Annotated in this window: 12 protein-coding genes; 6 read left to right on the forward strand and 6 right to left on the reverse strand. The window is 54.6% G+C overall.

Annotated features, from left to right (window positions below; all coding sequences use genetic code 11):
* Window positions 1-220: 220 nt before the first annotated feature.
* The 3 genes from V6575_RS06940 to V6575_RS06950 are packed head-to-tail and all read left to right on the forward strand — an operon-like array spanning window position 221 to window position 3,082.
* Window positions 221-928 carry a FadR/GntR family transcriptional regulator gene (locus V6575_RS06940; protein WP_340273477.1) on the forward strand — a complete coding sequence of 236 codons (708 nt, stop codon included), beginning with the start codon at window positions 221-223 and terminating at the stop codon, window positions 926-928.
* Window positions 929-940: 12 nt separating this feature from the next.
* The gene (locus V6575_RS06945) at window positions 941-2,104 is read left to right on the forward strand and encodes an amidase (RefSeq protein ID WP_340273478.1); all 1,164 of its coding nucleotides are present in this window, start codon (window positions 941-943) and stop codon (window positions 2,102-2,104) included.
* A gap of 51 nt (window positions 2,105-2,155) precedes the next feature.
* Window positions 2,156-3,082 (forward strand): N-carbamoyl-D-amino-acid hydrolase, encoded by a 927-nt coding sequence (locus V6575_RS06950; RefSeq protein ID WP_340273479.1) that lies wholly within the window; start codon window positions 2,156-2,158, stop codon window positions 3,080-3,082.
* Window positions 3,083-3,105: 23 nt separating this feature from the next.
* Here the strand turns inward: V6575_RS06950 and V6575_RS06955 are convergent, their stop codons facing one another.
* The 6 genes from V6575_RS06955 to V6575_RS06980 form a co-directional block, all read right to left on the reverse strand.
* A complete protein-coding gene (locus V6575_RS06955; RefSeq protein WP_340273480.1) occupies window positions 3,106-3,849 on the reverse strand; it encodes a hypothetical protein in 744 nt (247 codons plus the stop codon).
* Between the two features lie 5 nt (window positions 3,850-3,854).
* Entirely contained in the window at window positions 3,855-5,273 is a 1,419-nt protein-coding gene (locus V6575_RS06960) for an amidase (protein ID WP_340273481.1), read from the reverse strand.
* Window positions 5,270-6,565 (reverse strand): TRAP transporter large permease, encoded by a 1,296-nt coding sequence (locus V6575_RS06965; RefSeq protein ID WP_340273482.1) that lies wholly within the window; start codon window positions 6,563-6,565, stop codon window positions 5,270-5,272. The genes V6575_RS06960 and V6575_RS06965 overlap by 4 nt, the downstream gene beginning before the upstream one ends.
* Before the next feature lie 6 nt (window positions 6,566-6,571).
* Window positions 6,572-7,126: a TRAP transporter small permease subunit gene (locus V6575_RS06970; protein ID WP_340273483.1), complete on the reverse strand. Its 555-nt coding sequence runs from the start codon at window positions 7,124-7,126 to the stop codon at window positions 6,572-6,574.
* Between the two features lie 133 nt (window positions 7,127-7,259).
* Window positions 7,260-8,291, reverse strand: a complete 1,032-nt coding sequence (locus V6575_RS06975; RefSeq protein ID WP_340273485.1) for a TRAP transporter substrate-binding protein — start codon at window positions 8,289-8,291, stop codon at window positions 7,260-7,262.
* Window positions 8,292-8,381: 90 nt separating this feature from the next.
* Window positions 8,382-9,086 carry a GntR family transcriptional regulator gene (locus tag V6575_RS06980; protein ID WP_340273487.1) on the reverse strand — a complete coding sequence of 235 codons (705 nt, stop codon included), beginning with the start codon at window positions 9,084-9,086 and terminating at the stop codon, window positions 8,382-8,384.
* Between the two features lie 323 nt (window positions 9,087-9,409).
* Between V6575_RS06980 and V6575_RS06985 the strand changes: the two genes are divergently transcribed.
* From V6575_RS06985 to V6575_RS06995, 3 genes are all read left to right on the forward strand, one after another.
* On the forward strand, window positions 9,410-10,144 hold the full coding sequence (locus V6575_RS06985) for a maleate cis-trans isomerase family protein (protein ID WP_340273488.1): 735 nt from the start codon (window positions 9,410-9,412) through the stop codon (window positions 10,142-10,144).
* Between the two features lie 89 nt (window positions 10,145-10,233).
* The gene (hydA, locus tag V6575_RS06990) at window positions 10,234-11,625 is read left to right on the forward strand and encodes a dihydropyrimidinase (protein WP_340273489.1); all 1,392 of its coding nucleotides are present in this window, start codon (window positions 10,234-10,236) and stop codon (window positions 11,623-11,625) included.
* Complete coding sequence (locus V6575_RS06995) at window positions 11,618-12,307, forward strand: aspartate/glutamate racemase family protein (protein ID WP_340273491.1); 690 nt, start codon at window positions 11,618-11,620, stop codon at window positions 12,305-12,307. The genes hydA and V6575_RS06995 overlap by 8 nt, the downstream gene beginning before the upstream one ends.
* Window positions 12,308-12,316: the final 9 nt, after the last annotated feature.

The following is a 12,316-nucleotide window of genomic DNA, read 5'->3' on the forward strand; positions in this document are numbered from 1 at the left end:
GTTTCCTATTGTGGAGTTGAGCCTCAATAAAGTCATATAATTCATATGTTTATGTTTTATTTTCTGCTTTCCACTTGACCTGTTGCTGATAAGTTCGAATAACTGGTCTGACCAGACAAGCCTATGAACTGACCAAAATTCACGCAAGGTTATATTTTAAGCAAAAATGACTAATTTAGCGCCAAATAATGATCTTTTGAGCAATGAGGATGACCAGTGCATGCGGGGATCTTCCGTTCCCTCACGGGTTGCGCGTGCGCTGCAGGATATGATTGCAGAACGCCGACTTAAGCCGGGTGATGCTTTGCCGTCACAGCGGGAATTGACAACGCTGCTCAATGCCTCGCGACCGTCGGTGCGTGAAGGAATATCCATGCTGGAAACCCTGGGGCTAATCCGGGTTGAACAGCGCAAAGGCCTTTTCGTAGCAGCGTCCTCGGGTCGCACTCCTCTAGATTTTTGGACGTTTGAGAAAGGTTATGATCTTCGTGAGGTCTACCAATTTCGAGCCAGCTTCGAGCCTGCTGCCTTGTTCCTGGCTTTTGCGGAACTGAGGCGTAGCGGATTAGAGCGGCTGAGAGCCCATGCCGAAGCTCTTCACACAGCAGCCCGGGAAGGCAACGCCGTAGCAGCTGCGGAGCAAGATACCCTGTTCCATGACATCATTTTCGACTTCTGCCGCAATCGTCTTTATCAGGATATGCGCCGCAGTCTTGCAAAGGTCATGCAGGACAGTCAGTGGGTACCCATGGTCATTATCGACCGGGTGAGTGATACGGCGCGTGAGCACTCAGCCATTGTCAATGCTATTGAAGCGGGCGATCAGGTTGCTGCCTGCAAGGCGCTTGAAGCCCACATTCTCGCTGCTGCAAGGCGTTGTAATCTCGATCTCTCTCTCCAGACCTTGCCGTTTCAGGCTCTAGCGTGAAAGTGACTTCGCATGATTGTAGATAGCGTTTCAGCCTTCTCCGATATTCTCGATAAGCCGCTTGTGACTGGATCAGGCGTGCTTGACGGTCTGACATTCGCAGCCAAGGAAAACTATGAATTGGCAGAGCGCGTTGCGGGCAACGGCAACCCGACCTGGAAGGCAACGCATGGACCTTCTGCTGTAACGGCCTCTGTCCTTGCAAAGGTTCTGGATGCGGGGGGGCGTCTGGCAGGCTTCACTCATATGGATGAGCTCGCCTACAGCATTATTGGTGCCAATGCCCACACTGGAACTCCGGTGAATTCTGCCTCACCGGATCGGGTGCCAGGAGGGTCTTCGTCCGGATCTGCCGCAGCTGTTGCCGCAGGTCTGGTCGATTTTTCCCTAGGCAGCGACACAGGCGGTTCTGTCCGTGCTCCGGCTGCTTTTTGTGGTCTTTTCGGCTTGCGCCCGACCCATGGCCGAATTGATGCAACAGGACTTCTGCCCTTGGCTCCCAGTTTTGACGTGCCTGGCTGGTTCACCCGTGATCTTCCGACCATGCTGCGGATTTCTGCGATTTTTGGCATAAAGGCGGGCGCGGGGCGCACGCCAACTCGTTTGTGGTGCCCATCGACGATATGGGATCGTACCTCTCCCGAGGTGAAGGCCTCTCTGGCACCAGCGCTCATAAAGTTGCAGGGGATTTTAGGTCCTTCCGACATAAGCCCACTTCCAGACCCTGCGCCGGAGGAGTGGTTTCGAGTTTTTCGTATTCATCAGGCCTATGAAGCCTGGGAAGCACTGGGTACTTGGGTCGATGAGGCGTCTCCGGCGTTTGGTCCCGGGGTGGCCGAGCGCTTCGCTGCTGCGAAAACGGTCACAACTGAGGATTTTGAACAGGTCGTGAAAGAGCGCAAGGCCATCCGGGCCGCGATGGACAAGCTCATGTCGCCTGAAACGGTTCTTGTCATGCCGACGACGCCAGGCCCCGCGCCTTTGTTGAATGCGTCTCAGGCTGATCTGGATGACTACCGCGGCAAGATCATGTGCATGACTTGTCTTTCCGGCCTCAACGGATATCCGGAGCTGACGATCCCCGGTGCAAAGCTGAAACATGCGCCCCAAGGCCTGTCTTTGATTGGGGCACGGCAAAGGGATCAGGACTTGTTGGCGCTTGCCGGTTTGCTTTGAGCCTCGCCCACCAAAAGACGATTGAAACAGGCTTGCTTCGAAAGGTTTCCCATGTCCCGCCGTCTTGTCATCGCTGCTGCTCAACTTGGCCCCATTGCGCGGGATGAACCGCGCAGCGACGTGGTTGCCCGTATGGTCGGGCTTATGCGAACCGCAGCGGGACGGGGAGCAGAGTTGGTCGTCTTTCCCGAGCTGGCACTGACAACATTCTTTCCGCGCTGGTTCATGGAAGATCAGACGGAGATCGACCGTTTTTTCGAGACAGAAATGCCGTCCAGCGAGACCTTGCCGCTTTTTAATGCTGCAAAGGACCTCGGCGTCGCCTTTTCTTTTGGTTATGCAGAAAAGACCGTCGATGAGACTGGTAAAACCCGGCGTTTTAACACCTCGATTCTGATCGGTTCAGATGGAGAAATTCTGGCGAAATACCGCAAGATCCATCTGCCCGGTCACAACGAACATGAGGACTGGAGGCCATTCCAGCATCTGGAAAAACGTTACTTCGAGGTCGGGGACATGGGCTTCCCGGTCTCCGAGGCACTGAAATGCCGGATCGGGATGTGCATATGCAATGACCGGCGCTGGCCGGAGACATTCCGCATGCTAGGCCTGCAGAAAGCGGAACTGGTTCTGCTTGGCTACAACACGCCCGTGCATTATCCGCCCGCGCCAGATCACGATCATCTGCAGGACTTCCACAATCACCTGTGCATGCAGGCGGGGGCCTATCAGAACGGCACCTGGGTGGTCGGTGTCGCAAAAGCGGGGTGTGAGGAGGGCTGTGATCTCATCGGAGGGACGTGCATCATTGCCCCTACCGGAGAAATCGTCGCGAAATGCGCAACCCTTGGAGATGAGGTGATTGTTGCTGAGTGTGATCTGGATCGGTGCCGGGAAATTCAGGACAATATTTTCAACTTCGCCCACCACCGCCAGCCGGACCAATACGGCCTTCTGACAGAGAAAATCTCAAGCTAGGGGCCGAGCCCTAGATCTGCGCTTTATTGGTCCGTTGCGCCAAGGATGTCCAAAGAGACGTCCAGCTTGCTGTCCCAGAATGCCTGCCAGGTTCCGGCAGCGTTGACTTTCTGCATACCGGTCATGGATCCGGTGATGACCCATTGCCCAGCTTTGAGGCCACCAAGCGCGTCGCCGCCGATGCTTGCGTAGGCGCGCAGAGATTCCACGGGGTCAATGTCTGCCGGTTTGAATGGCTCTGGTGTACTGTCAAAGAAGAGGCTTAGCTTGTGAACAGGAGAGGTAAAATCCTCTGTGAAAGGCTGTGGGACACCCAGAACAAGTCCGTCGTTCGCAAGGCAATCGGCAAGCCGTTCAGGAAAGGACATGTCCGGAGCGCTGAGCCGGTAATCGACGAGCTCAAATGCGAGGGCATATGCCTCTATACCTTCGAGAATGTCTTCTCTCGTATAGCCACCGGCAGATCTGATCGGCAAATCACGGTTCAGTTTCAAGGCGATTTCGGTTTCCAGAAGGCTGGTTGTTTCAATCGCCGCAGGGCTGTTGAAAATACGTCCGGCAAGGATTGGAGCAGCCGTCGCGCCGCGTGGTCCTGAAGCGGAAACCTTCCATGCGGCAACCTCGAGCTTCAGGAGATCCGCGACCTTTGCCTGAAGAGCATAGGCGTCTTCTTCGGTCTGTGGCTTGCAGTTATCAGGCAACCTCATGATCGATTGTCTTTGGCGGCGCAGATCAGCGATGAGCTTTGCAGCTTTTTCGAGCGACATGCGTGTTAACGTCCTTCAGCAATGGATGGCCAGCTATCGGCGAAGGGATAGGCCATCTCGACTTGCCGTGCTAGTCGCAGCAACAACCAATCCCGGTTAAAGCCACCGATCATTTGTACGCCTATCGGCATGCCATCGGAGTCACTGTCGGTGGGAATGGCAATGGCCGGGTGGCCGATTGCATTGACCCAGCCCGTGTAAACAGCATGTCCGCGCGGCCCGACAGGCTGGCCGTCTATCTCTGGCGGAAAATCCATTCCGATTGCCCATGGCATGGCAGCCGCCGTTGGGCTGACGATAACATCATAGCTTTGGAACACGGTTGCGGCCTGTCGGCGCAGTGTGGCGATCAGATCAAACACTGCAAATAATTGCCCTCCTTCAACAGCACGGCCTTCCTCGGCCATCGCCAGATATTTGGGAGAGGCTTTTTCAAAAGCTGCACCAACGGTGCGTGCCATGAAGGCAAGCCCGCATTTGCCAATAAGAGGCCAGGCGTCGTTGAGGGCTGAGATGTCGAGGGGAAGGGGACCATTGTCCACCTTGTGTTCAAGACTTGCGAGACGGTCTGCAAACGCCCGACAGGTGCTGGCGATCACTGGATCAAGGGGGGCGTCTCCCATCCGTTCCACATAGAGGACACGCAGCGGGGCAGGCGGCGTATCGAGAGACAGGTTGCGATCAGGCTCAACAGTCAGAGCCGAGCGCGGGTCTTCCGGATGCGGGCCTTCGAGCGCCGACAGGATCAGGGCTGCATCTGAGACCGTTCGCGTCAGCGGTCCGATCACTTCCATATCAACAAGGACTTGTGGCAAGGCTGAGGTTCTAGGGATCCTGCCGATGCTGGGCTTTAGCCCGACAAGACCGGTATAGCCTGCGGGGCGCCGGATGGATCCACCGCCATCGGTGCCAAGAGCTGCCGGGAATAGACCTGCCGCGACCCCAGCCACAGACCCGCCGCTGGAACCTCCGGGCGTAACGTCTATATCATAGGGATTGCGCGTTGGTCCAAAAAGCGTGTTGTCCGTAAAGCCTTCCAGAGTGAATTCTGGAACATTGGTTTTGCCGATTATGACGGCCCCTGCAGTCTTCAGCCGTTCAACAGCGATCTCGTCAACGCTGGGCTGATAGTCTTCATAAACGGGACTGCCCCAGGTGGTTTTGAGATCCTTGGTCAGAATGTTGTCCTTGATGGCAATCGGGATGCCATCAAGAGGTCCAATGCACTTACCTTTGCTGCGACGCGCATCACTGGCTGCAGCCTGGATTTCAGCTTCAGGGTTATGCGTGATGAGCGCATTCAGCGCCGGGTTGAGCTTTAGGATCCTGTCCCTGGATTGTGCGAGAACTTCGCTTGAAGTCACCTTTCCTGAGGTCAGGAGTTCTGAAATCACGCTCAGGGGCAAACGCCAAAGGTCGGTCATTGATACATGGCCCTTGGAAGGAACAGGACCAGATCCGGAAATGCGATCAGGAGCAGCGTAAAGACGAGCATGATGATCACATAAGGAACAGCCCCTTTGACTGCGTCCATAAATGGCCCACCGTCGAGCCTTACGCCATGGACCACATAGAGGTTCATGCCGACCGGCGGCGTAATCAGCCCGAGCTCACACATGAGCACCACGAATATGCCGAACCAGATCGGATCAATGCCAGCTGCAACGATGACCGGAACTGCGATTGGGATGGTTAGGACCTGCATGGAGAGCACGTCCATGAACATGCCAAGGATCAGATAAAAGACGATCAGGACCAGGAGAAGTGCAGTTACTGAAAGACCGAGCGACGCAATCCATGTGGTCATCGCCTGAGCCGCTCCGGTGAGCGATAGAGTGACATTCAGAACGAACGCGCTGGTAATGATCAACAGCACCATACCGGTGGTTTTGGCCGTCTGAATGAAGCACCGGTTCAGGAAATCAATTGAGAGGCGACCATGCGCAATGACGAATATAAGGGCCGTTGTGACACCAAGGGCCGCAGATTCTGTTGGTGTGGCAATGCCAAGATAGATGGATCCCATGACGATTGCGAAAATCACCATGGGAGGCACGACAGCGGTGAGAGCCTTGATTTTCTCGGCTAATGGAACCGAGACGTCTTCGGTGTTGCGACTGCCCCAGTTGGCGAAGGCAATATAGGCCATGAAGGACAAGGTCAGCAGAATGCCGGGAATGATCCCTGCGACAAAGAGCTGGCCAATGGATTGCTCTGCCATGGAGCCGTAGACGAGCAGGTTCACACTTGGAGGAATGAGAATTCCAAGCGTTCCCCCGGCTGCCAAACTGCCAAGGGACTTGGAGGTGTCATAACCCCGCTTGTCGAGGGTGGGCATTGCGACAGTGCCGATCGTGGCAGCGGTGGCGACTGAAGATCCGGAGGTTGCCGAAAACAGCGCGCAGCAGCCGATATTGGTGTGAAGCAGGCCGCCAGGAAGTCGCGCAAACCAGAGCGACAATGCACCATACATCCGATCTGCAATACCACTTCTGAGCAACAGTTCGCCCAGCAGAATGAAAAGAGGGATGGCGGTCAGGAGGTTTTCATTTTGAACGCCCCAGATCACGGCTCCCATGGATTCCACCAGTGGCCAACCGAAAGCCAGAACGCCTGCAATGATGCCGGTGAAGGCCATGATCGCGGCGATGGGCATGCCGAGCAGCATGATCGACAGCATGATCGCAAAGGCTATGAAAATAGCGGTGACTGACATGATAAATTACCTTTGCGCCAGATCGTCTAGTTCGTCATTCAACTCTTCCATTGCCCCTTTGGGGCCAAAGTCGGCATTGACGCGGTCATACTCGCCGCCAGCCAGCGCCAGTGCGGAAGACACGAGTAAGCAAACGCATGTGATGAAGAATATGGCGAGGGCGCAGTACCAGAGGGATTGCGGATAGATCAAAGGCGTCGCCCAGGGTGTCGCGGCTGTGCTGCCGTAATCAATGGTGTCGCGAACAACCGCATAGCAATAACGCACGAAGAAGAAACCCAGCCCAGTCAGGACAATCAGGGAAGCAAAATTGAGCATCGCCTGGATACGTGGGCTGAAGCGGTCATGCAGGAAATCGATGCGGACATGGCCACGCTCTATCAAGGCGACAGTAAAGGATAGCGATCCACAGATGGCCAGGATGTAACCACCAAGTTCGTCAGCTCCCTGGAAGGAATAGTTGAGCAGTTTGCGGCTGATGGTTTCCAGTGAAACGAACAAGGACAAGCCCAGAAGCAGCAGTCCGAAGATCCAGCTGACGGCGATTGTGAAACGATGCATGACTTCAAGGTCCAAATGGGTCGGGTGAGCCGACAGGGGCTTTGGAATTGCGACCGGGGAAAACCCGGAAGAATACAAGAAAGAAGAATGCTGGGCTCAAGTGGCGAGCCCAGCAGATTATCTATTCAATGGCTTACATGCCGAGGCGTTTGCCCACTGTGGCTTTCCAGTCAGCCGAGCAGCTTGGGTTTGTGGCATCGCAAACCTCTGCCCAGGCGGGGAAGGAAAGTTCCTTGACTGCGTTTTGAACGATTGCCAGATCTTCGTCGGAAATAGGCACTTCAACAAGATCATAAGGCTTGTTCAATTCGCATGGAGTTTTGCCGACGTTACAGCGCATAGCGTCATCGAACAGCTCTTCCGAATAGGCCCAGATGTCGTCAACCAGACCCTTGAAGGCGGCTTCGATAGTGGCCTGATCTTCAGGGCTGAACTTGTTCCAGGTGTCCAGGTTGATGCCGTAGCCGTTCACCGCGATCTGGAAAGCAAGTGGTAGAACATGTGTGGTGACTTCAGGCCATGCTGCGGAGTTCGCAGAGCTTGGGCCGGTGATTGCACAGTCAACAACACCGCGGGCCAGAGACTGCTGAACTTCACTGAAGCTGAGGGGCACTGGCGTACCGCCAACGGACTCTACGAATTTTGCAAGGTTCTGATCGTAGACACGAACCTTGTAACCCTTGAGGTCTGTCAGTTTCTTGATTTCAGGCTTGCAAAACAGGACCTGCGGGCCAAACGGCCAAATACCAAGAAGCTTGGTGTTGAATTTTTCCTGAAGCCGTTTGTCTACGATGGGAAGGAATTCTTCCATCGTCTTCTTGCCAGCTTCATAGGTCGGGTTGAGGCCAACGAGATCCAGGCCGAGGATTGTCGGCTCGTCTCGGCTGACTTGTGACAATCGCAGTGACACAACGTTGAAGAGGCCACCTTTGATGATGCGCAGCTCTTCGGTGTCCTTGATGCCCGTTACATCAAGCGGCTGGAAATTGACGGTGACATCAAGGCCGGTCTTTTCTGCGAAGGTATCAAAAAACGGCTGTTCTTTGTTCTTCTGGATGAGGCCGGTCGAGCCTGGCTGTCCGAGAACCTTGAGTTCGACTGTTTCAGCAGTTGCAGGGGCTATGAAAGCCGCTGTCATTGCCAAAGCTGCAATAAAATGACGCATGAATATGTTCCCCGTGTGAGTTGACGGTGAACATTTTGCAAAGGCTGTGCCAAGTTATTCAGGGAAGACAAGAGTGCCCACCCAAACCAACTATTCCGGGGCGTTTGTAGCGGCCTTGATTGAAAGGCCGACGACCTCTCCGGTGCGAAGCACATGCGCCTTCATCAATTGGCCCGCACGAGGGGCATCACCGGCTTCTATGGCGGTCATGATGACTTCATGTTCTGCCATGGCTTCGACCCAGCGATCCTCGTCGGCCAAAGCCCAGTAGCGGAAGTGCCGTGCCCGGCTCATCAAGGTTCCATGGGTTTCGATCAAGATTGGGTTTTTGGACATGGATACGATGCGCAAATGGATCTGATGATTCAGCGCGAAATAGTCCTTGCGCTCGCCAGCTTTATGATGAGCTGCCATCCGGTCCTGCAGCACACGCAAGCGTTTGATATCAATAGGTTTGGAAGTCCTGACTGTGAGTTCGGTCGCCAGTTGTTCCAGGCTGGATATGACTTCGAATAACTGGCTCATTTCCAACGGGGTGATGCTAGCCACCCGCGCACCACGATTGGGCTGATGTTTGATCAACCCTTCATGCGACAATGTCTTGATTGCCTCACGCATCGGAGTGCGGGAAACATTCAGGGTTTCGCAGAGTTCTGTTTCAACAATCCGGTCGCCTTCTTTCAAGACCCCATCGATGATCATCTGGCGCAGGTGATCTGCAATTTCCTCTGGAAGAGTCTTGCGCCGAATTGGAGCCGGTTTTCTGTCCGTATTTTTTTTGATCGCTCGGGCCACCAACTCAGGCTCCTGTCTTGTTTTCGTCGCAGTCGAAAATAGAAAATGCCCATAATCCAATCAACTAGGATTAAATTGTATACATAATACAATATTTGAGGCGATGTTAAACTCAGTGCACTCTACCTACAATGGAGTTTTGTTGTTGGATTGCAAATGAATTCAAGGGTTTGTCAGAGAATGTGTGTCAGGGAGGGGCCTCTGGCATGATGATTGCGATTTGAAAGCAAGGCTTCTGCCGCATTACCGTCATGCAAAACCAGACTTGGCAACCTGCCGGATCTTAGCCGGTTTGCTGATTTTCATAGAGAAAGAAACTTCCCATGACCGCTTCCGAACGCAAATTCCTCGGAATGCTTACCCCGTCCTCCAATACGATCCTTGAACCGGTTACCTCAGCGATGCTTGCAGGAACACCAGACATTACCGGGCATTTCGGCCGGTTCCGGGTGACGGAAATCTCTCTTGGCGAGCGCGCGCTGGGCCAGTTCGACAGTGAGCCAATGCTGGCTGCTGCAGAGTTGCTGGCCGACGCACATGCCCATTCGATCTGCTGGAACGGCACGTCTGCCGGTTGGCTCGGATTTGACCGGGATGAAGTTCTCTGCGCGGCGATTACTGAACGTACGGGGGTTCCAGCTTGTTCCTCGGTGCTCGCGATCAATGAAATCTTTCAGCGCACGGGCGTGAAGCGTTTCGGACTCGTGAGCCCCTATCTGGATAATGTTCAGGAAAAGATCATTTCCAACTATGCGGCGTCAGGATGGGAGTGCGCTGCTGAGGAACATCTCAAATTGTCGGTCAATTTCTCCTTTTCCGAGGTCAGTCAGGATCAGATTTCAGCAATGATCCGGAAGGTGGCTGAAAGTAAGCCGGATGCAATTGTCGTCTTCTGCACAAATCTTATCGGAGGCCCTGTCGTGGAAGCGCTGGAAGCGGAAATTGGAATTCCGATTTACGATACGGTTCAAACCGCTGTCTGGTCCTCCATGCGGGTTGCTGGCGCAGATCCAGCGCGCATCAAAGGCTGGGGAAGTCTTTTCAGCGCGTTGTCCTGAACGATGAGTGAATAGGTACATGTCTTGTTGGTCGTGCGGTTTTGTTGACCCTGTTGGGCGCGATCGTTTGTCTTAAAAGGAAGGTTTTCATGAGCAGCTACGACACAATCATTTCTGGCGGGACAGTTGTTACAGCGGCCGACACATTCAAGGCTGATATCGGAATTCGCAATGGACGGATTGCCGCGATTGCCGACAAGCTGGAGAATGGGACTGAAGTGATTGATGCGACCGGCAAGCTTGTGCTTCCGGGAGGGATCGACAGTCATGTTCACATCGCCCAGCCGTCCGGCGAAGGCGTGGTCATGGCGGATGACTTTGACAGCGCAACCCGGTCGGCAGCTTTTGGTGGCAATACCACCGTCATGCCGTTCTGCTTTCAGGAAAAAGGCCAAAGCCTGCGCGACGCTCTGTCCTGGTATCATGGGCTGGCAGAGGGGCAATGTCATATCGATGTCAGTTTTCATCTGATCGTCTCAGATCCAACACCGCAGGTGCTGGGGCAGGAGCTGCCGGCATTGGCCGAAGAAGGCTATACGTCTTTCAAGATGTTCATGACCTATGAGGGACTGAAGCTCACCGATCGGGAAATCCTGGAAACTTTGACGGCGGCCAAAATTTCGGGCGCGATGCCAATGATCCATGCCGAAAATGACGACGCCATCGAGTTCCTTCGCGAAAAAGCGGAACTGGCTGGTGAGACCGCACCAAAGTATCACGCTTCAACGCGTCCCATTCCGGTCGAACGTGAGGCAACACACCGGGCTATCTCCTTGGCTGAGATCGTCGACGTCCCGCTTGTCATCGTGCATGTGTCCAACCGCGAGGCGATGGAGGAAATCCAGCGTGCACGCGGGCGTGGCCTGAAAATTTACGGGGAAACCTGTCCTCAGTACCTGGTTTTGACCGCGGAGGATCTGGAGATTCCACAAGCTGCGAAAAACGTCTGTTCGCCGCCGCCGCGGGACAAGGCAAGTCAGGTCGCCTGTTGGGAAGGCATCGAGCAGGGCGTATTCGATGTTTTCTCATCCGATCATTGTCCGTTTCGATATGAAGACACGGCTGGTAAAATGCATCCCAAGGGCGAAAAAAGCTTCCGCTGGATTCCAAATGGCATTCCAGGTGTAGAGACACGGTTGCCTATCCTGTTTTCCGAAGGTGTAAAAAAGGGCAGGATTTCGCTGCAGGACTTTGTGGCGCTGACGTCAACCAATCACGCCAAGCTGTACGGGCTCTACCCAAAGAAAGGGGCCATCGCGATTGGGGCCGACGCTGATCTGGTTTTTTGGGATCCGGACAAGCAAATGACAATTTCACAGGAGCTACTCCATCACGGTGCAGATTATACGCCTTATGAGGGATTCGAAGTCACCGGCTGGCCGGTTTTGACAATGGTGCGGGGGAAGGTGATCGTTCAAGATGGAGCACTTGTGACATCTTCAGAAGGTAGCCATGTTGTGCGGGACAAGCCGCTTGGCTGACCTTAACGCAGTTCCTCAACCTGTCGTGTTGATCAATCCGAACACGACGCTTGCCACAACGCAGAAGATGGTTGAGATCGCGCGGGATTTTGCAGCCTTGCAAGGCGCCCAGATCAGCCTGTCCGGACTGACGGCGAAATGGGGCGCGCCGCTGATCACAACGGATGTCGCATTGGCGGAGGCAGGTGATGCGGTGATCGGGTTGTTGCCGGAGATTCCAGCCGGTACAGCTGCTGTCATTGTCTCGGCTTTCGGGGACCCCGGACTGGAAGGCCTCAGGGGCCTTCTGTCCATTCCGGTCGTCGGCATCGCTGAGGCCGCGTTTCTTGTTGCGGGTATCAATGGCCGGAGATTTTCCGTTGCCACAACAACCTCGGAGTTGGTAGGCGCGATTACACACCGGGCTGGTACTTACGGATTTGGAGATCAGCTTGCCTCTGTAAGACTGACAGAGGGAGAGGCAGTTCAGCTTATGGCAGATGAAGGCCACTTGACAGAAGCTTTGGGTAGGGCCGTCGAACTGGCCGTTCGAGAGGACGGGGCAGAGGCCGTGATCATTGGCGGAGGTCCGTTGGCAGTCGCAGCGCGCCACCTTGCCAATACGTCGCCAGTTCCCTTGATCGAGCCAATCCCGGCTGCTGTGCGTTTGGTCACCGAACGAATTGCGGCGACTGTTGGTTGACAAAGTCGT

This window comes from Roseibium algae, assembly GCF_037783265.1.
Lineage (GTDB): Bacteria > Pseudomonadota > Alphaproteobacteria > Rhizobiales > Stappiaceae > Roseibium > Roseibium algae.